The 17426-nt window shown below is 53.3% G+C and carries 21 protein-coding genes; 14 read left to right on the top strand and 7 right to left on the bottom strand.

From position 1 onward, the window contains the following. Nucleotides 1-250: 250 nt before the first annotated feature. Together ACT3TY_RS15800 and ACT3TY_RS15795 are read right to left on the bottom strand one after the other, a co-directional pair. Nucleotides 251-1231, bottom strand: coding sequence for a D-2-hydroxyacid dehydrogenase family protein (locus ACT3TY_RS15800; protein ID WP_441679755.1), 981 nt, complete (start codon nt 1229-1231; stop codon nt 251-253). Between the two features lie 76 nt (nt 1232-1307). Further along, nucleotides 1308-1991, bottom strand: a complete 684-nt coding sequence (locus ACT3TY_RS15795) for a GntR family transcriptional regulator (RefSeq protein WP_441679756.1) — start codon at nt 1989-1991, stop codon at nt 1308-1310. A gap of 180 nt (nt 1992-2171) precedes the next feature. On the opposite strand from ACT3TY_RS15795, the gene ACT3TY_RS15790 reads away from it, so the two are divergent. From ACT3TY_RS15790 to ACT3TY_RS15770, 5 genes are all read left to right on the top strand, one after another. Next, nucleotides 2172-3167, top strand: a complete 996-nt coding sequence (locus ACT3TY_RS15790; RefSeq protein WP_444628862.1) for a Bug family tripartite tricarboxylate transporter substrate binding protein — start codon at nt 2172-2174, stop codon at nt 3165-3167. 104 nt (nt 3168-3271) lie between these two features. After that, complete coding sequence (locus ACT3TY_RS15785) at nt 3272-3724, top strand: tripartite tricarboxylate transporter TctB family protein (RefSeq protein WP_226912029.1); 453 nt, start codon at nt 3272-3274, stop codon at nt 3722-3724. 1 nt (nt 3725) lies between these two features. Further along, entirely contained in the window at nt 3726-5240 is a 1515-nt protein-coding gene (locus ACT3TY_RS15780) for a tripartite tricarboxylate transporter permease (RefSeq protein WP_193055165.1), read from the top strand. After that, a complete protein-coding gene (locus ACT3TY_RS15775) occupies nt 5227-6297 on the top strand; it encodes an AbrB family transcriptional regulator (protein ID WP_444628861.1) in 1071 nt (356 codons plus the stop codon). Before ACT3TY_RS15780 ends, ACT3TY_RS15775 begins: the two co-directional genes overlap by 14 nt. 258 nt (nt 6298-6555) lie before the next feature. After that, nucleotides 6556-7494, top strand: a complete 939-nt coding sequence (locus ACT3TY_RS15770; RefSeq protein ID WP_444628860.1) for a co-chaperone YbbN — start codon at nt 6556-6558, stop codon at nt 7492-7494. Between the two features lie 3 nt (nt 7495-7497). Here ACT3TY_RS15770 and ACT3TY_RS15765 read toward each other — a convergent pair whose 3' ends face one another. Beyond that, nucleotides 7498-8661 (bottom strand): MalY/PatB family protein, encoded by a 1164-nt coding sequence (locus ACT3TY_RS15765; RefSeq protein ID WP_444628859.1) that lies wholly within the window; start codon nt 8659-8661, stop codon nt 7498-7500. Nucleotides 8662-8698: 37 nt separating this feature from the next. Here ACT3TY_RS15765 and ACT3TY_RS15760 point away from each other — a divergent pair, with 37 nt between their 5' ends. From ACT3TY_RS15760 to ACT3TY_RS15735, 6 genes are all read left to right on the top strand, one after another. Then, nucleotides 8699-9130, top strand: coding sequence for a hypothetical protein (locus ACT3TY_RS15760; protein ID WP_441679761.1), 432 nt, complete (start codon nt 8699-8701; stop codon nt 9128-9130). 102 nt (nt 9131-9232) lie between these two features. Then, a complete protein-coding gene (locus ACT3TY_RS15755) occupies nt 9233-10057 on the top strand; it encodes a hypothetical protein (protein ID WP_172119053.1) in 825 nt (274 codons plus the stop codon). A gap of 50 nt (nt 10058-10107) precedes the next feature. Then, nucleotides 10108-10509, top strand: coding sequence for an acyl-CoA thioesterase (locus ACT3TY_RS15750; protein ID WP_441679762.1), 402 nt, complete (start codon nt 10108-10110; stop codon nt 10507-10509). Between the two features lie 38 nt (nt 10510-10547). Next, nucleotides 10548-10850 carry a hypothetical protein gene (locus tag ACT3TY_RS15745; protein WP_193055160.1) on the top strand — a complete coding sequence of 101 codons (303 nt, stop codon included), beginning with the start codon at nt 10548-10550 and terminating at the stop codon, nt 10848-10850. 12 nt (nt 10851-10862) lie between these two features. Then, on the top strand, nt 10863-11384 hold the full coding sequence (locus ACT3TY_RS15740; protein ID WP_441679764.1) for a DUF501 domain-containing protein: 522 nt from the start codon (nt 10863-10865) through the stop codon (nt 11382-11384). A gap of 36 nt (nt 11385-11420) precedes the next feature. Continuing rightward, the gene (locus ACT3TY_RS15735; protein WP_172119056.1) at nt 11421-11966 is read left to right on the top strand and encodes an LOG family protein; all 546 of its coding nucleotides are present in this window, start codon (nt 11421-11423) and stop codon (nt 11964-11966) included. Nucleotides 11967-11995: 29 nt separating this feature from the next. Here ACT3TY_RS15735 and ACT3TY_RS15730 read toward each other — a convergent pair whose 3' ends face one another. Next, nucleotides 11996-12502, bottom strand: a complete 507-nt coding sequence (locus ACT3TY_RS15730) for a hypothetical protein (RefSeq protein ID WP_441679765.1) — start codon at nt 12500-12502, stop codon at nt 11996-11998. 47 nt (nt 12503-12549) lie between these two features. Continuing rightward, nucleotides 12550-13044, bottom strand: coding sequence for a tetratricopeptide repeat protein (locus tag ACT3TY_RS15725; RefSeq protein WP_444628858.1), 495 nt, complete (start codon nt 13042-13044; stop codon nt 12550-12552). A gap of 250 nt (nt 13045-13294) precedes the next feature. Between ACT3TY_RS15725 and ACT3TY_RS15720 the strand changes: the two genes are divergently transcribed. Both ACT3TY_RS15720 and yaaA read left to right on the top strand, forming a co-directional pair. Next, nucleotides 13295-14326, top strand: coding sequence for an NADP(H)-dependent aldo-keto reductase (locus tag ACT3TY_RS15720; RefSeq protein ID WP_441679769.1), 1032 nt, complete (start codon nt 13295-13297; stop codon nt 14324-14326). Nucleotides 14327-14438: 112 nt separating this feature from the next. After that, a complete protein-coding gene (yaaA, locus tag ACT3TY_RS15715; protein ID WP_441679771.1) occupies nt 14439-15218 on the top strand; it encodes a peroxide stress protein YaaA in 780 nt (259 codons plus the stop codon). A gap of 15 nt (nt 15219-15233) precedes the next feature. Here yaaA and ACT3TY_RS15710 read toward each other — a convergent pair whose 3' ends face one another. Next, the gene (locus tag ACT3TY_RS15710; protein WP_441679773.1) at nt 15234-15809 is read right to left on the bottom strand and encodes an isochorismatase family protein; all 576 of its coding nucleotides are present in this window, start codon (nt 15807-15809) and stop codon (nt 15234-15236) included. Between the two features lie 147 nt (nt 15810-15956). Between ACT3TY_RS15710 and ACT3TY_RS15705 the strand changes: the two genes are divergently transcribed. Next, complete coding sequence (locus ACT3TY_RS15705; RefSeq protein WP_444628857.1) at nt 15957-16811, top strand: Tim44 domain-containing protein; 855 nt, start codon at nt 15957-15959, stop codon at nt 16809-16811. A gap of 373 nt (nt 16812-17184) precedes the next feature. Here the strand turns inward: ACT3TY_RS15705 and ACT3TY_RS15700 are convergent. Then, nucleotides 17185-17426, bottom strand: a 242-nt coding sequence (locus tag ACT3TY_RS15700) for a hypothetical protein (protein ID WP_444628856.1), incomplete at its 5' end; no start/stop codon positions are given.

Genomic DNA, 17426 nt, shown 5'->3' with positions numbered 1-17426 from the left:
AAAAGGCAGATCAGTTACTTACTGATTTGCCTTTTTGCGTTTACCCTCCCCTCTCTTCGCATCTCCCCAGCACTACGCCACCGCACACCGTTATGCCGAGCGCATCACGCCGACGCTCGACATCGAATACCCTTACCGAAAAACCAAAGCACAGCTCCCAACAAGCCACATAAGCAACTTACCGGGCTGACTCAGGCAACCTAACTGTACATCCAAGCCCCCAAAATTAGCGCCGAGACTCATTGGCCGGTTACACGCCTTCTTTTTTCTTGTCAGGGGAAATACTAACGATATTTTGCGGCTCTCCCTTTACAAAAAACGCATGGATATTATCAACCGACCCATTGAGAAAACGCGAAAAGGTCTCTTCGGTCTTCCATGCCATATGCGGCGTTATCATGACATTATCCAATGCCGCAAAGGCATTATGCTGCGGTAGCGGCTCTTCACAGAAAACATCAAGCCCCGCCCCACCAATCTTCTTACGCTGCAAAGCATCAATGAGCGCCGCTTCGTCAATAATGGGCCCGCGTGATGTATTGACCAGAATCGCATCAGGCTTCATTAGCTCAAAATGCTCCGTCGTCAGTAACCCTTCCGTTTCAGGCACAAGCCTTACATGGATACTAACGGCGTCCGCCTGGGTGAGCAGGCTTTCTAATGACACGTACTCCACTCCCACCTGAACGGCTCGTTCCTGGGTCAGCCTGGGGCCCCATGCAATGACTCGCATACCAAAGGCCTGTGCCATTCTCGCCACGGCACAACCAATCTTGCCCAGACCAATCAGACCAATGGTTTTACCGCTCAAATTACTGGTAACAATCGTTGGCCACTCTCCAGTGGACATCCGACGATCTACCTCAACAATCCGCTTGGTGAGATTAAGCAAAAACGCAAAGGTCATCTCGGTTACCGCCGCCGTAGACCCACCCGGCGTCGTTGCAATGGAAATCCCCGCTTCGTCCACTGCAGCTTTATCCACATGAGCCAGCCCCGTACCGGTTTGGGCGATCAGCTTTAGGTCAGGTAAAGCCGCGATAAGGTCTCGATCAATCAAGGTGCGCTCCCTGAGCGGGATAATCGCATCGGCTCCTTGAAGCCGGTTCACCAGGGTTTCAAAGGCAGGCACATCACCATAGACCGATACCTCAGAGAATTCGCGCAAGCGAGATACGGCAGGGTGCTCCTTCATACAGCCTTCCCAATCATCAAGAATCACCGTCTTCATATACACTCCTTCTCTAGTGCAGGCCAAGGCCGGACATAGCATTGCCTGAGCCGTGTGGTTATCGCCCAATCACTGTTTAATTAAGGGCATCTCTCTTGGGCAACTGCTCTTCAAGCGCTTCCCAACTGCTCTGTATATGCCGCCTCATCAATAAGCCCGCCACCTCCACATCACCTTCCGAGATAGCTGAGGCTATGCGCTCGTGCTCATAAAGTGCGATTTTTCCACGCCCTGTAACATGCCGATGCTTATTTCTTAACAGGGTTAGCTGCGGGCGAAGCTCGTGGGTTAAATAACGCTGAATGAGTGGATTACCGGACATTCGTGCGGTAATTAAATGAAAATCACACTCCTCAGACTCCTGAAGATAGGCTCCCTCAGGATGAGATGTCACTTGACTGGCATGTAACTGCAGTAACGTAAGGTATTCATCGGCAGTGGATGCATTAGCACGACTGGCCGCCAACATGGCGGCTTCAGCCTCAAGAGCAGCTCTGACCTGGTAGATCGCCCGGGCATCTTCGTACCGCATTTCACGCACGTGCGCCCCACTGTTCGGCACGATAGTAACGAGCCCACACTCGCTAAGGCTTTTGAGCGCCATACGCACCGGCCCCCGACTAACACAAAAGCGCTCAGCCAACGCGACCTCTCCAAGACGAGTCCCAGCCTGCAGCTGCCCTTTAAGTATTTCATCGTACAAGCCACTAGCCACTCGCTCAGCTGCCAAACCATGCGTTTCTTCTTTTATTGTAGACAAAATATTTATCCTCCGAAGACAACACACTCTATATAATTTTCAATAATTTCCAAAAAACATCTGAAAAAATAGATCTTTTGTTTATATATCCGAGGATTGACAGGAACTACTATATGTACTTCTATATTCACGCACAAATGATTGTCTTACAATTGTCTATGATGAAGCGGAGTGACCACCATGATCGATAAGAAGAAAGTCATCGCTACAGCTATGCTGGGTTTCTCCCTGGCAGCTGCAATTACCCCCCTCACCGCCGCAGCCCAGGAAAGCTGGCCAACACAGAAAATCACGTTCGTTGTTGCGCTTGGCCCTGGCGGGTCCGCTGACCGCACCGCTCGCGCGCTGGCTCAACGGCTCCAGGAAGACCTGGGCACGCCGATTTCAGTCATTAATCAGAATGGCGGCGGTGGTCACGTAGGTCATACTTACTTCCACAACATGCCTGCTGATGGCAGCTATTTCCTTGCCTCTTCAATCCACCCTTACGTCTCTAATGCGATTCTTGGCTTTGATGCCACTTATGATTTGTCAGACTTCGCATTCATTAACGGGCAGTGGAATGATTACGATCTTTTCGCCGTTAATGCTGATACGCCTTATGAAACGCTGGCGGATTTCATGGCGGCAGCCAAGGAAAATCCAGGAAAACTTAGAGTTTCTGTCGTACCTGGCTCGACCGGCGCTATCAACCTTGAACTGGCTCTTGAGGCCTTTGGTCTCGATAAAACAGACGTCAACATTGTCACCTATCAGTCTGGTGGCGCTGCGCGCACGGCGGTCGCTGGCGGGCAGGTAGACATGACCGTATTAGCTGCAGACGGCACGCTATCAATCCAGGAATATATACGTCCTCTTGCCCTCGCGGCTGATACCGCATCGGAGGACTGGGATGCACCAACGCTTAATGCAGCGCTTGAAGAGAGCGGTCACGAGCCGGTTCCGGTGCTTGCAGGATCAATGCGAGGCCTTGCCGCGCATGCTGACTTTAAAGAGAGCAACCCCGAAGCATTCCAACAAATGGTCGATGCCTATCACAATGCGCTGCAAGATGAAGCGTTCGTTAGCCGACTAGAAGCCCAGGATATTGGTGCAGAGTGGCTTGGTCCTGAACGTACGACAGAGATCATTGAGTCCAACTTTGAAATTTTGAAGCAATACACATCAGAAGAATAAATGATTTCAATGCTGGCACATGTGCACTAATGCTTTTCGCTTAATCGTCACGGGACCAACTTACGCTTGGTCCCATTATTATTTCAATGTGGAGGCGCTATAAAATGGTGACAGGAAAGATTTCTGCAACACATGCCTTTTTGTTAGGCCTTGTACTGGCTATAGCGGGCTTTATTACCTGGAGTGCTACTCAGGCTTCCACAACGCTGAACAATCTGGTGGTAGTGGCCCCCACCGCGATAATCATCGGCCTTCTGTCCATTGGGATTGTCGCTAAAATCTTGCTGAAGCCAGTTCCAGCTCCCTCATCCAGCAGTACGGATAAACCATCGTTATGGGGCGACATACTGCTTCTCGCAGGATTTGCCGTCTTCTGCTTTGCGTTAACCAATGTCGGCTTCGATGTTGCTACTTTTGTTTTCGTCTGGGTTGGCATTCTTATGTGTGGGAGTAAAGGTAAATGGCAACCGCCTTTGTACGCACTTTTGTTTACTGTTTTTCTCGTCAAGGGCTTTGGCTCTCTCTTCCCTTACCCAATGACCACACTAGTGCTTTAACATGATTGATCAATTCGCATTATCTCAGGCGTTTTCCCATCTTTTTACTGATCTAAGCCCTTGGCTTTGGGTTATTCCGGGCTTATTAATCGGTCTCGTTTTTGGATCGATTCCCGGGCTGCAAATTTCCATGGCCATGGCCGTTTTCTTGCCCGTGACCTTTGGTATGGATTTTCTTCAAGCCATGCTGTTTTTAACCGCCATATTTACTGGCGGTGCCTACGGTGGCGGGGTAACCGCTATTCTTATGAACATCCCTGGGTCATCCTCGTCAATTGCGACGGCATTTGACGGATACCCTATGGCGCGAAAGGGACAACACAATGAAGCCCTGGGACTGGGCCTGTGCGCTTCAGTTGTGGGCGCTTTCGTGGGTTATAGCCTGCTGATGTTGTTAATCAATCCACTGGCTGCTTTTGTACTTAAGATAGGCCCGCTGGAAATGGTCGTGGTGGTGCTGTGGGGATTAACCCTCATCGCGACACTCAACGATAGCAGTATGGCCAAGGGCCTGCTGGCTGGCTTCCTGGGGCTCATGCTCAGTCAAATTGGTATGTCCACGACGGGTATTATGCGCACGACGATAGGCAACCCCTACCTCCTTGATGGCATCCCAGTAGTACCCGCCATGATCGGCATCTTCGCCGCTTCTGAGTTGTTACGCCTGAGAGGAAGCTCATTTCTGGTACAAAATGAGGCTCAACGTAATATATCTTTTGCGCTTATTCTTAAAGGCGTTGGGCAGACATTTCGCCATCCCGGCATCTTACTACGAGGTAGCCTCATCGGCGCAGTGATCGGCGCCATCCCAGGCGTGGGCTCATCGGTAGCTAATCTGGTCTCTTATGGTGAGGCCAAGCGAACGTCGAAAACGCCTGAAGCGTTCGGCCAAGGAGCACCCGAGGGTGTCGTGGCGGCCGAGTCCGCGAACTCCAGCTCGGAGGGAGGCTCAATGACGGCGCTATTAGCGCTTGGCATTCCTGGTGGGGCTGCGACTGCCGTGCTTCTGGCCGCATTCTCTTTTCACAACATTATTGGTGGGCCATCGTTTATAAGAGACCAGACCGATATCGTCTATTCGATTATTCTCGGCAATCTGGGCCAAGTAGTACTTCTCGCATTTCTGGGATTACTTAGCCTGCGCTTACTGGGCATGGTGGTGCGCGTTCCCTTGGCTTACCTAGTGCCCAGTGTATTAGCAATGTGTGCCTGGGGCGGCTATGGCATAACTGGCACTATCGCTGGGCCACTAACCGTTGCCGCATTTGCAGGGCTTGGCTGGCTCATGCGACAAAACAACTATCCCGTCGCGGCAACAGTCATCGGTTTACTGCTTGGCCGCATGATGGAAGGAGAAGTCGTGCGCACCTTACAGGTGTCCGGTGGCCGGCCTTTTGAATATATGATGGAGCGGCCCATTGCTCTTGCTCTTTTCATCATAATGCTGCTTGTTTTAATTGGAGCCCCCGCATTAAAAGCCTTCCGCTCTCGCCGCGCTAGCCATGAATCTAATTAAACAAATGCCTCCTCAACTTCGAGGAGGCATTACCTTTGGCATCGGCACGTTAGGCGGACTCGCTTTTTTTGCACTCTCTCTACCGTTGCCATGGGTACTGGGCAGCCTAACGGCATCACTCTTGTGCACTCAGACGACGTCTTTTCAGCCTCGTTTTCCAAACCCTTGGCGCAGTTACGCTATGGTCGCTATCGGCACGATGCTAGGCACCAGTTTTACCCCAGAAGTCGTACGACAAGCCGGGGACTGGACCATAAGCCTGATTGTCATGAGTGTGTTATCGCTGGCATTTTGTTTCATTGCCTATCAAATATTCTATCGCTTCGGGAAAATGGATAGAGTAACTGCTTTGTTCTCCGCCATACCCGGAGGACTCTCAGTCGTTTCAGTTTTGGCAGAGAATTACCGAGCCGAAGTCAGCCGTGTTGCCCTTTGTCATACCGCGCGCCTAGTGGTATTGCTAATTGCAGCACCCATCATCATCCAGGCGACGTCCGGCATTAACCTCGCTGACGCTAGTCTTGCAAGCTTCACTCACGCGGAAGCAATCGATCCTATTAACCATGGAATCCTGGCCCTGGTGGCGATAACTAGCGGCTGGCTAGCCTGGCGATTAAACTTTCCCTCAGCGATGCTATTGATTCCATTACTCAGCTCGGGATTACTGCACGCGACTGATCTTTTAACGGTGCATGTCCCTCCCTTGCTTTCCAGCGCAGCACAGATTGTCATTGGCGCAGGAGTAGGAGCGCGATTCGCGAATTACTCCCTCCCACAAATTTTAAAAGATGGCTGGCTAGCGGCGGTGATCGGTGTACTCCTTACCTTTGGCTCCTTCGCTGCAGCCCTGTTGTTTGCGCCCATTATAGGGTTGGACAACACACCTTTGTTCTTATCCTATTTACCTGGGGGGGCGCCGGAACTTGGCGTCGTAGCGCTTGCGTTGTCCATAGATCCCGCCATGGTGGCAGCCCACCATGTGCTGCGTGTTTTCTTGATCGTAGCGATGCTTCCTCTCATCGCTAGTTGGCTAGGAAAACAAATGCAGCAAGGCTAGCGATAAAGCTTACGAGACTAAGTGGTGATGCTATCGCTCGCTGCCCGTATTGGCGTCACCGTCTCGTCGAAGCTACCCCCAAGAGCTGGCGATATAAAGTGCTAATAAACTCCTTTAGAGCAGTGCTTGCGCCTATATTTTTCCTCTTGGCCTAGCCTTCTCTTCAGATTTACATGATTAGCATCGTTCCGGCTTGAATATGGCGGTGACTGCCTGCATATCATAAGCAATTATTTTTCTGCGAAGCTGAGTTTACCCATGTCAATCATTGATCCTCGCACCGGCAAACCGCTGACAGCGGATACCGCAAGCACGAATACTGCTGACACCGAACGTGCGCCAGTGCGCCCTGAAGATGTGATCATCGAACTTGATGCGAGCAACATTCAGCAAGTGCTGGAAGCGTCAATGCAAGTGCCAGTACTACTGGGCTGCTACTCACCAGCCGATAGTAGCTGCGCCACACTGCTGACGGTACTGGAGAAGCTGGCGCTAGAATACGCGGGCACCTTCCTGCTTGGTAAGCTAAATACAGACGCTAACCCGGACATTTCTGCACAGTTGGGTGTACGGGCGGTACCGGACGTTAAACTGGTGAGCCAGGGCGGCCTTGTGGATAATTTTCAGGGAGCACTGCCCGAGAAAGAGGTGCGTGAATGGCTAGGGCGCTACTTCCCTGCCCCGGCCGATGCACCAGAAAGCCCTGAAGAGCAGGCCGAGGCGGCGCTTGAGCAAGGCGACACCGCAACAGCCCACGGCATTTACCAGGACCTGGTGACGCAATACCCGGAACACTACGCCTACCAAGTGGCGTTTGCCCGCGTATTAGTGGCTGAAGGGCGCGGAGATGAGGCGCGCAGCGTGCTGGAAAATCTCCCCCCCGAAGAGCGCGATGGCCCCGCAGCACGTGGCGTACGCGCCAGCATTACGTTCAGTGAACAAGCGCTTTCCGCAGAAGACATTGCGACCTTGGGTGAGCGCGACGATAGCGAAGCGCAGTTCCAGCGCGCCCTGCGCCAAGTGGCCGATGGTCAATACGATGCAGGGCTTGAAGCACTGCTTACGCTAATGAAGCACGACCGTACCTACAACGACGACGCGGCACGTAAAACGCTGCTGCAGGTGTTTGATGCGCTAGGCGCCGACCACCCGTTGACGGTCGCCTATCGCCGCAAGCTGTTTGCGCTGCTTTATTAATGGCTAAGGCTTCAATAGCGCATCCATGCGCGTTAATGCTGCTTCCAATTGAGCACCCGTAGTACCAAAATTTAGCCGTACAAAGCCAGGGTAGCCAAACGCTGCCCCGTCTGAAAGCGCCACACCGGCCTGCTCCTTGAGCGTTTGGTAAGGCGTTTCTCCCAGCCCCGCTTCCCTCATATCAAGCCAGGCCAAATAGGTTGCCTCCGGTGCGCTTAGATGCACACCCGGCCAGTTGGCAACGCGTGCCTCAAGCGTGGCGCGGTGCTGACGCAGCACATCCAGCAGCGCTTGACGCCACGGCTCACCCTCGCGATACGCCGCTTCTGCCGCCACTAACCCCAGCACGTTAACATCGGGCAACAGGCCCTTGCAGGCAGCGGCAAACCGCTGGCGCACTTCAGGGTCAGGGATGATCGCACATGCGCTGCTTAACCCCGCCAGGTTAAAGGTTTTAGAGGGCGCCCAAAGGGTAATCGTGCGTTTGGCTAGCTCAGGAAACATAGCCGCTAACGGGCGATGCTGAGCATCTTTATCCAACAGTAGGTCGCAGTGTAGTTCGTCAGAGACAACCCATAGATCGTGCTGTTCAACCAGCTTCACCAACGGCGCCAGCTCTTCACGACTCCAAACCCGCCCGGTCGGATTATGTGGATGGCACCAGAGTAATATGCGTGTTTTGGGCGTGATGGCGGCTTCAATCGCGCTAATATCCAACTGCCATGGCTCGCCTGGGCGTTTAGGCGCGGCCAGCATGGCCTGCTGAGGCAAACGCCCAGTACGCTCAGCGACGGCTAAAAACGGTGGATAAATAGGCGCTACCGTTAGCACGCCATCGCCTGGCTGGGTTAGCGCCAGCGTGGCGAAGTGGAGCGCGGCCACGACACCCGGTAGCCAGTGCTGCCAGTCGGGCTGAATCGTCCAGTCATAGTGCGTAGCGCTCCATGTGCAGAGCGTTTCTGTTAACGTAGCAGGCACTTCTCCGTAGCCGTAAACACCATGAGCGACCCGAGCTTGTAGCGCCTCAATAACCGCGGGCGGCGAATAAAAATCCATGTCGGCAACCCATAGAGGCAGTACTTCACCGTTATAGCGATGCCATTTTTGGGATGAGTAGCCACCTTCGGGGTGGCGTCGCTCGATAGGCGTGGCAAAATCAAAAGCCATAACAGATCTCACTTATTGACGAAGGTTGTTAACGAGCATGCCGCAAGATGATTTTTATACCAAGGTGCGAGCAGGATTATCAGCGCTATTGCGGCAATGGCAAGCGCTTGGTCAGGCCGACGCTGACCAGTTAGCGCTCATACTGGCGGAAACCGCACGGGTTGCCAAACTGGGCACGCCGGACACGACGCCCGATGGGGCAATGCTTAAACACTGGAGCCAAACACTTGAAGATGACATTCCGCTGTGGGCACCCCGCACCGCGGTTTTTCTGCTTAACCAAATGCCTGCCAAGCCAACACCTCAAAGCGAGGCTGAAGCCTGTGCCTGGGCTTACTGCTGGCTGCGCAACCGCGCGTTTAACACGTTAGAGGCCGCGCACTCTGCGCTTCCAGCCCACCTTCAAGCACCACTAAAAAGTGCTTTGGAGGCGGCCTGGCGCGATCAACAGGGGCTACGTTTAGTATAAAAAACGTTAACGCTTTCGATAGCGCGGCCTAGTGTGCCGCGCGCGGATATACTGGCTGACAAACGAAGAAAAATGTTTAATCCATTATAAGGATAGTCATTGATGCTGGATGTTCCGATTAGCTGGCAACTGGCCAAAGTAGCAGTGTCAGTCACGATGGTGCTGGGGCTGGGGGCGATTGCTGTACGTGTGAGCCCCAAAGTGGCAGGGCTTTTATCAGGCTACCCTTTGGGCACCGCGCTGGCACTGTTCTTTATTGGTCTGGAGATATCCCCTACGTTTTCCGCTGAAAGTGCCATTCATACACTCGCGGGCTTTACCGCGACCATGGCACTTGGCGCGGGTTACTGGCTTTGCGGTCGCAAGCCCGGCTTGAAGGGTGTCGCCAGCGGAATGGCAGGTGCTATCACTCTGTGGCTTATGGCAAGCCTGGTGCTTGCCCAGTTCGATTTTACTCGCTTGACGGGTACGCTGGTGACGCTTTGCGCTATCGTATTTTTTACGTGGATTTTCCGGCGAATACCCGACAGTCTGGCCACTGCACGTCAGTCTTTCTCGTGGGGTGCTTTATGTATTCGCGCCTTGCTGGCGACGCTTATTGTCTTTGCCATCACAAGCCTTGCCCATTGGGTGCCGCCGGCCTGGGCAGGCACGTTGGCGGCTTTCCCCGTCACCATGCTGCCTTTCCTGCTAATTTTGCATATAACCCAAGGCCCCGCGCCTACCGCGACCGTTATCAAACACTACCCCGTGGGGCTGGGCTCGCTTTTAAGTTACGCCCTGTGTGTCTCTTATACGTATGAAACATTGGGGCTTGCCTGGGGCACGCTGGCCGGTTTTTTGGTAGCAACGCTATGGCTGCTGGGCTGGCTACAGGTCCAACGCTGGTTTGCCAAGCGACGCGAAGGCAACAGGCAAACTGCTTAACCGAACACTTGCCTGAATTTACAACTCCTGCCAACGATAAGGTGATTGCCATGTTTACCCGTACGATTGAGCCGGCGTTTTACGATACGGATGCGCTGGGCCATATTAACAATACGCGCCTACCCGCCTGGTTTGAGCTGGCCCGCAACGACCTATTCAAGCTTTTTACACCTGACCTGAACCCGAAGCAGTGGCGTTTGATAATGGCTCGGATGGAAATCGACTACCGTGCAGAACTGTTTTACGGCCATGACGTCGAATTACGCACCTACTTAACGCGGCTGGGCAATAGCTCATTTACCGTCACTCAGGAAGCACGCCAACATGGCACGCTCGCCAACCTCGGCCACACGGTGATGGTACAGTACGATCACCAGGCTAAATGCGCCGTACCTATTGAGGGCGCGCTGCGCGGCGCCTTGTCGACTCACTTACAAGATGCGCCCGCCTAACGCACCAACCCGCCGGACGGGGCGACCAGGAGCACAGCATGGCCATTCGCTATAATCTCTGGCTGGACCCTGACAATACTGCGCAGCATCGCGCTGTCGAAGCGGATATTGAGCGCTATTTTATTGAGCGCTTTGCAGACTATCCGCATATCCGCTTGTTTGGGGCTGACCCTTACGATTATGATGCCCCGTTTAACCGCCTTTATGACGTACTAATGGCGCGGGCCGCCGAGTATTGCGAGCGGACATGGTGCTATGTAGCGTCTCCTGAGCAGTTGAATCGCTGCTTTTTTCGTGCTGTTGGCCGCTCCAATAAATTTGTTCAAGACGACCGTTCGTGAGAGACCAACCTAATGGTGATCCGCACCAACCAGGCGCCCGATGAGCGTCAGCTGGCGATTATTACCCAGCAGTTAGGCCGCGCACCACGTGGCATTGAAGCCGTTGCCGCCACTGATAGCGAAGGCACACCGCTGGTGCTGCGTATGGCGCCGATTGTTGATAGCAAACCCTTTCCTACCCTGTACTGGCTCTGTTCTGATGTACTAAAGGTAGAAATTTCACGCATTGAAGCGGTGGGGGTTATCAAATCACTTGAGCAGCGCCTGCAAGAAGAGCCAGAATTTCTAGCGCATTATCAGCAAAGCCATCGTGACTATGTAAAAGCCCGCTGGGATTATATGAGCGACGCCCAGCGCGCCGAGGTTGCACGGCTGGGATACACCGATGTGTTGACCGAGCGTGGCATTGGCGGTATCAGCAACTGGCAACAGATACGCTGCCTGCACACTCAGTATGCCCATCATTTATGTGGCGATAATGTGATTGGTCAGTGGATGGATGAGCACCACCAGGTAGACCATCACCTTCCATAACACCGCTTCTCTCATAAGCGTTAAGGAACCCAATTAATGTCCCGAATTTGCGTTTATCTCGGCTCACGAGAAGGTAACAGCCCGGCTTATCGCCAAGCAGCCCAGGCATTAGGTACTGTGCTGGCAGAGCGGGGGCACACCCTGGTATACGGCGGCGCGCGTATTGGCCTAATGGGCGAGCTTGCTAATGCGTCGCTGGCGGCAGGCGGCAACGTGATAGGCGTTATGCCGGACCATCTGGTAGAGCGCGAGCAGGCGCACTTTGGACTCACCGAACTGATCCGCGTGCCCAACATGCATGAACGCAAAGCCACCATGGCCGCTAACGCCGACGCATTTATTGCCATGCCAGGCGGTATCGGTACCTTTGAGGAGCTGTTTGAGATTTGGACCTGGGGCTATTTAGGCCTGCATGAGAAGCCCATGGGCCTACTGGATACCGAGGGGTTTTATACGCCACTACTGGCATTTCTCGACAACACCGTGACGCAGGGTTTTCTAGCTCAAACGACACGCGATATGCTGCTGGACGCGGTAACACCAGAGGCGCTACTTGACGCGCTGGAGAGCCAGCTTAGGTAGAGGTGAGCGAAGCGGGCATGGCAAGCGCGCTACGCGCCGCGGATAACATTGCGGGTACGCTGATAGGTGAGCTGGAGCAGACGGGCATCGTCTCCCGCCCGGTGACGATGGATATCGACCTCGGTAATCATGGCCTCTTTGGTACCGCTCCATATCGCTTGCTGCTCTTCGCTCAACAAAATGCGCAGCGCCTCCAGGCGAAAGCGAGGCAGCATGCCGGCATGGTGGAACAACAGCGAAAGCCAGGTATTATCGTAGCCCCAGCTGTCGCTGTACGCTTTGCCTAACCCGCTTAACTCATCGTTGAGCCACTGGGCCACCTGACGAACAGGGTGTCCTTCCTGGTACAAGCGATCACGCGAAATACCGTGCAAGAGCTCTGCTTTAGGGTCCCAGTGCGTCCACTCATCCAGTGGCTGAATAAGAAACGCGCAGCAGCTACCGTCAGCACGTGCAATGCCAACTTCTATGGGATAACTACCACGCCCAAATCCGGACGCTTCAATATCTAATACAGTGGGTAGCGTCTCGGACACTGACTTCCTCATTCAATCATTGGGCGCCATCATTACTCGTTAGCCCATTACGCGGCGGTCACATCGTTGTGTGGATGATGTTCAGCGAACTGTTCCCAGTAGGCAGCCTGGCTCGCATCTATGCTTAAGCCTAGCTCGCCCAAGCGAAAGGCGCTGGCCAGCCGCTCAGCAGCCAAATAGTGGCCGGACTGCGCCGCACGGGCATACCACGTTACCGCATAATCTTCACGGCGCGGGTACTGCGCGCAGCCGTGCTCGTAGATCTGGGCCACCTGGTACTGCGACTTCACATCACCCGCTTGAGCGGCTTCCACCACATAGCGTGCCCCCCGCGCTTTGTCCTGCGGCGATAAGCTACGATGAAACAGCATATGCCCGTAAACGGACAGTGCATCAGGATGCCCCGCTTCAGCGCAGCGCTTGAACAAACGCATGGTAAGACGCTGTGTGCGCTCTGAACGCGGTAACAACCAACGGTTTTGAAACAGCCGTTCAGCTAAACGAAACTCTAGCCGAATAAACAAAGATGATGCCTGCGGCATGGCAAACCACCCTGCCAATTTGTTGAGATATTGAATTAGCGGTCACTACATCATTTGACTGCCAATCACACGAAAAACCGGGGTCAGCCGGCCAATGGGGTGGCAAGCATACGCCTGCCTTTGCAACGACTCAACCCCATTGATTTGCTGCTTTCAAATAGCCTCGCTAACATGCCTCTCACACACGGTCATTCATCACCTTTATAAACGCCTATTCGGCGATAATTTTCGCTTTAGCGAGGAGACAAAAATGCAAACGCGCCCACTTGGCAGAACGGGAATTGAGGTCAGTCGGCTCTGCCTTGGTACGATGACGTTTGGCGAGCAAAACAGTGAGGCAGAAGCTCACGAACAGCTGGATCGCGCCGTCGCTTTCGGTATCAATTTTATCGATACAGCTGAGATGTACCCCGTACCGCCCAAAGCCGAAACGCAAGGATTAACGGAAGCCTATGTTGGCAGCTGGCTGAAACAGCGTGGCGACCGCGATGACGTCATTATCGCCACCAAGGCAGTAGGCCCGGGGCCTGAGCATATCCGGGGCGGCCCACGTTTGACGCGTGATCATATTCACCAGGCCATCGACGCAAGCCTTAAGCGTTTACAAACGGACTATGTCGATCTTTATCAGCTGCATTGGCCAGACCGCAACACCAACTTTTTCGGCAAGCTGGGCTACGCGCATCAGGAGAATGAAGATGCCACGCCGCTTGAAGAGACGCTTTCTGCACTCAAGGAGCTGGTGGATGCTGGCAAAGTAAGATCGATCGGCCTCTCCAATGAAACCCCGTGGGGCGTCATGCGCTCGCTTCACTTAGCCGAAAAAATGGATCTACCGCGAGTGGCCTCCATACAAAATCCTTACAACCTGCTTAATCGCTCGTTTGAGGTGGGCTTGGCGGAGATTGCTCATCGCGAAGACGTAGGCTTGCTGGCTTATTCTCCCCTGGCCTTTGGCGTTCTTTCTGGCAAGTATCTTAATGGCGCATGGCCCGAAAAAGGCCGCCTGACGCTTTATGAGCGCTTTAAGCGCTACACCTCACCAGAGGCGGAGGCGGCGACAAAGGCCTACGTTGAGCTGGCCCGCGAACATGACCTTGACCCCGCACAAATGGCACTGGCGTTTATTAATTCACGCAGCTTTCTTACCAGTAATATTATTGGTGCCACCACACTGGACCAGTTGGAAAGCAACCTGGCCAGTGAGAGCCTTAAGCTGGACGACGATGTGCTTAGCGCGATTGAGGATATTCATCGCCGGATGCCAAACCCCTGCCCCTAAGCATTGATACACACGCTATTAAAGCGATAGCCTCGGCCAACGCCGAGGCTTGGTATACTATCGGCCATGATTTTGTTCTTATCTGGTTTTGCATCGGCCGAAGGAGCTCACCTTGCTAAGCGTTATTTCGCCAGCGAAAACGCTGGATTTTGAAACGCCCTCCACCACTCACCAGGTGACACAGCCCGGCTTTCTAACGGAAAGCCAAGCGCTGATCGATATCCTGCGTGATTATTCACCTCAGCAGATCAGTGAGCTGATGGGCATCAGCGACAAGCTTGCTGGCCTTAATGCGGCACGCTTTGCTGAATGGGAGCCGCCGTTTTCACTAGAGAATGCCAAACCTGCCGCTCAAGCGTTCCAAGGCGATGTTTATACCGGCCTGGAGGCTCAAACGTTCAGTGATGCGGATAACCGGTTTGCCCAGCAGCACCTGCGTATTTTGTCAGGCCTGTATGGCTTACTGCGCCCGCTGGACCTGATTCAGGCTTATCGACTGGAGATGGGCACCAAACTGTCTAATCAGGCGGGTAAGGATTTATACGCGTACTGGAAGCCTACACTGACCAATGCCCTTGCTCAGGCTATTACAGAAAGCGGTTCAAAGGTTCTGGTGAACCTTGCTTCTAATGAGTACTTTAAAGCGGTAGATGCCAAAAAGCTTAACGCCCGCGTCATCACGCCGGTGTTTAAAGATGAGAAAAACGGCACGTTTAAAATCATCAGCTTTTATGCCAAAAAGGCCCGAGGCCTAATGAGTGCCTGGATTATTCATCAGCAGGTGAACGACCCTGAAGCGCTTACAGCATTTAATGTGGCAGGCTACCAATTTGATGCAGTGTCCTCTGAAGGCGATACGCTGGTGTTCACACGCAAAGAAGCAGACCGATAAACATTTCCCCCTTTACTAAAAAAAAGTTACGCCGCGTGAAGAGCGCGGCTTAAGCAACCGGCGATGTGCCTCTTTAAATAGCGCGGTATCACAGCGATCAAGCCACTCATAAGCCACCATATCCGCCGTCACCGCAATGGCGCCTTGCGCGCAGGCACGCTCACGAGCAAAGCGAGCTTCCTCACAACGACGGCTCGCTGTCGCTTCACTTAGCCAATACACGCTATATCCAGCTTCCAGCAAGCCAAGCGCGCTCTGCAACACACAGATGTGTGCTTCTGTGCCACAGATCACGACTTGTTGCACCGATTGGGCCTTTAATGCCTGGGCAAATTCAGGCGCTTCCATTGCGCTGAAATGATGTTTTTGCCAAACCTGATGCTCACCCAACGCGCTTATCAAACCAGCTGCCGTCCCCCCGAGTTTTTCAGGGTATTGTTCGGTAAGCCATACGGGGACTGCCAAGACTTCTGCTACGTTTGCAAGCCAGGCGGCCTCCTCTATTACCTGCAAACCGCCTTCAATCACCGGCAGTAAGCCTGCTTGAAAATCGATCATTAACAATAGGCTACGATCTCGTTGTAGGCGCATGTTTCCCCTCTTATTCTTTATGCTTATGAGTGCCATTAAGATAGTCCATTCTAAGCGCCCAAGCGCTAAACTAGCCGCTCAAGACTTTCCACACGCTCATTACGTTGAGCTTACGTTCTTAATGGCTTTGAAACATTGGAGATTGCCATGTTACGACAATTGTTTGTCATGCTGCTGGTCAGCGTTACGGGGTTTAGCGTTGCGGTGGAGCATGCGGAAGCGCGCCGTATGGGAGGTGGTGGCAATATGGGCAGCATGTCCCGTTCTGCGGACCGCCCGGCCAGCACACCCAGTACACAACAAGCGCAAGGTGGCCAGCAACAGGGCCAAGCGGGTGCTGCGGCAGCACGTAGAGGCGGAATGGGCGGAATGATGGGTGGTCTTCTGGCTGGAGGGCTAATTGCCGCACTCTTTTTCGGCGGTGCCTTTGATGAGCTAAGAATGATGGACCTGCTCATGGTGGTCGGTATCGCAGTGCTTGCGATGATCGCTTTCCGTGCGTTTATTCGCCAGCGACGTCCAGCGAATGCTTCCGAAACCAACTACCAACGTACGCAGCACGAGCCATCAGCGCCTGCTGCTGGCTCAGTAGGCGCTGTACCTGGTAGCTTGGCAAGCAGCCTGCAAAGCACACCTGCCTGGTTTGATAAAGAGCAGTTTTTAAACGGTGCTAAAGAGCATTTTATGACGCTGCAGCGTGCCTGGGACAATAACGACTTTAGCCAAATTCAGGAGTATGTCACTCCCGAGCTCTATAACCTGCTACGCACCGAGCGCGCTCAGCATCCTGCCAATAATCGTACCGACATCGTACGTTTATTTGCCGAACTGGGGGATATTAACGAGTACGAAGGTAATGCTGAGGCAAGCGTAATCTTTCATGGCATTATAGAAGAGAATGGAGAGCAGACCGAGTTCAACGAGTCGTGGCACTTAACCCGTGCAATGCGCGACCAGGCGCCCTGGTATGTGCAAGGTATTGAGCAAAACCCTGGCGCTTAAAACGCGGGACCATACCTTCAAACGGCCGCTTTTAGCGGCCATTTTTTCGTTCCAAAGGACAACCTAATCAACCGTTTAAATCAACCTATTGAATTAGTTTTCAGCAGCTTCTTCGATACTCTCACCCGCGCTTTCAATGCTTTCACCGGCGCTTCCAATACTATCATCAATACTTTCACCTGCCTCTTCAGCAGGCCCCTAGTTATCACAGGCAGCCAAACCGCCCGTGAGCAGAGCCATCAATACCGCCGCTGATAATTTCTTGATCCATTGTCCATTCATGTTGTTTCTCCTCCTGAGATAAAGCGCAGATTACCCTTCCATCAACGTGCCATATCATTCTAAAGACAACAGTGCGTCATAACCACCCATATCAGGATAGCTGCCTGACGCAAAAAAGCGTAAATAGTAAATTCCAGCCATGTTTTGTAGGCATTATGGATTGACCTGCCTCTACATTGTGGGAGCTGGCTTCAGCCGGCGATGCAGCACAAAGTGCTGCTGGGGTTAGCGGCTGATCCATCACGCTGAAGAGTGCCTTGCCGCCTTTCCTGCATGCAAAAAAATCCCCCGCGGCCTGAGCCCCGGGGGATTTTTCACAATAAGTGCCTGACA

The sequence above is a fragment of the Halomonas sp. AOP22-C1-8 genome (assembly GCF_052378905.1).
GTDB classification, from domain to species: Bacteria; Pseudomonadota; Gammaproteobacteria; order Pseudomonadales; family Halomonadaceae; genus Vreelandella; species Vreelandella citrativorans.
Note: the sequence above shows the minus strand (reverse complement) of the source record. Positions and strands in the feature narration are given on the sequence as shown.

What these genes read in the sequence shown, in the direction of transcription:
- ACT3TY_RS15750 (WP_441679762.1), top strand. Translation starts at nt 10,108, where the DNA reads ATGTTTACCCGTACGATTGAGCCGGCGTTTTACGATACGGATGCGCTG.
- ACT3TY_RS15740 (WP_441679764.1), top strand. Translation starts at nt 10,863, where the DNA reads ATGGTGATCCGCACCAACCAGGCGCCCGATGAGCGTCAGCTGGCGATT.
- ACT3TY_RS15785 (WP_226912029.1), top strand. Translation starts at nt 3,272, where the DNA reads ATGGTGACAGGAAAGATTTCTGCAACACATGCCTTTTTGTTAGGCCTT.
- ACT3TY_RS15735 (WP_172119056.1), top strand. Translation starts at nt 11,421, where the DNA reads ATGTCCCGAATTTGCGTTTATCTCGGCTCACGAGAAGGTAACAGCCCG.
- ACT3TY_RS15800 (WP_441679755.1), bottom strand. Translation starts at nt 1,231, where the DNA reads ATGAAGACGGTGATTCTTGATGATTGGGAAGGCTGTATGAAGGAGCAC.
- ACT3TY_RS15760 (WP_441679761.1), top strand. Translation starts at nt 8,699, where the DNA reads ATGCCGCAAGATGATTTTTATACCAAGGTGCGAGCAGGATTATCAGCG.
- ACT3TY_RS15790 (WP_444628862.1), top strand. Translation starts at nt 2,172, where the DNA reads ATGATCGATAAGAAGAAAGTCATCGCTACAGCTATGCTGGGTTTCTCC.
- ACT3TY_RS15775 (WP_444628861.1), top strand. Translation starts at nt 5,227, where the DNA reads ATGAATCTAATTAAACAAATGCCTCCTCAACTTCGAGGAGGCATTACC.
- ACT3TY_RS15770 (WP_444628860.1), top strand. Translation starts at nt 6,556, where the DNA reads ATGTCAATCATTGATCCTCGCACCGGCAAACCGCTGACAGCGGATACC.
- ACT3TY_RS15755 (WP_172119053.1), top strand. Translation starts at nt 9,233, where the DNA reads ATGCTGGATGTTCCGATTAGCTGGCAACTGGCCAAAGTAGCAGTGTCA.
- ACT3TY_RS15725 (WP_444628858.1), bottom strand. Translation starts at nt 13,044, where the DNA reads ATGCCGCAGGCATCATCTTTGTTTATTCGGCTAGAGTTTCGTTTAGCT.
- ACT3TY_RS15705 (WP_444628857.1), top strand. Translation starts at nt 15,957, where the DNA reads ATGTTACGACAATTGTTTGTCATGCTGCTGGTCAGCGTTACGGGGTTT.
- ACT3TY_RS15720 (WP_441679769.1), top strand. Translation starts at nt 13,295, where the DNA reads ATGCAAACGCGCCCACTTGGCAGAACGGGAATTGAGGTCAGTCGGCTC.
- ACT3TY_RS15765 (WP_444628859.1), bottom strand. Translation starts at nt 8,661, where the DNA reads ATGGCTTTTGATTTTGCCACGCCTATCGAGCGACGCCACCCCGAAGGT.
- ACT3TY_RS15745 (WP_193055160.1), top strand. Translation starts at nt 10,548, where the DNA reads ATGGCCATTCGCTATAATCTCTGGCTGGACCCTGACAATACTGCGCAG.
- ACT3TY_RS15710 (WP_441679773.1), bottom strand. Translation starts at nt 15,809, where the DNA reads ATGCGCCTACAACGAGATCGTAGCCTATTGTTAATGATCGATTTTCAA.
- ACT3TY_RS15780 (WP_193055165.1), top strand. Translation starts at nt 3,726, where the DNA reads ATGATTGATCAATTCGCATTATCTCAGGCGTTTTCCCATCTTTTTACT.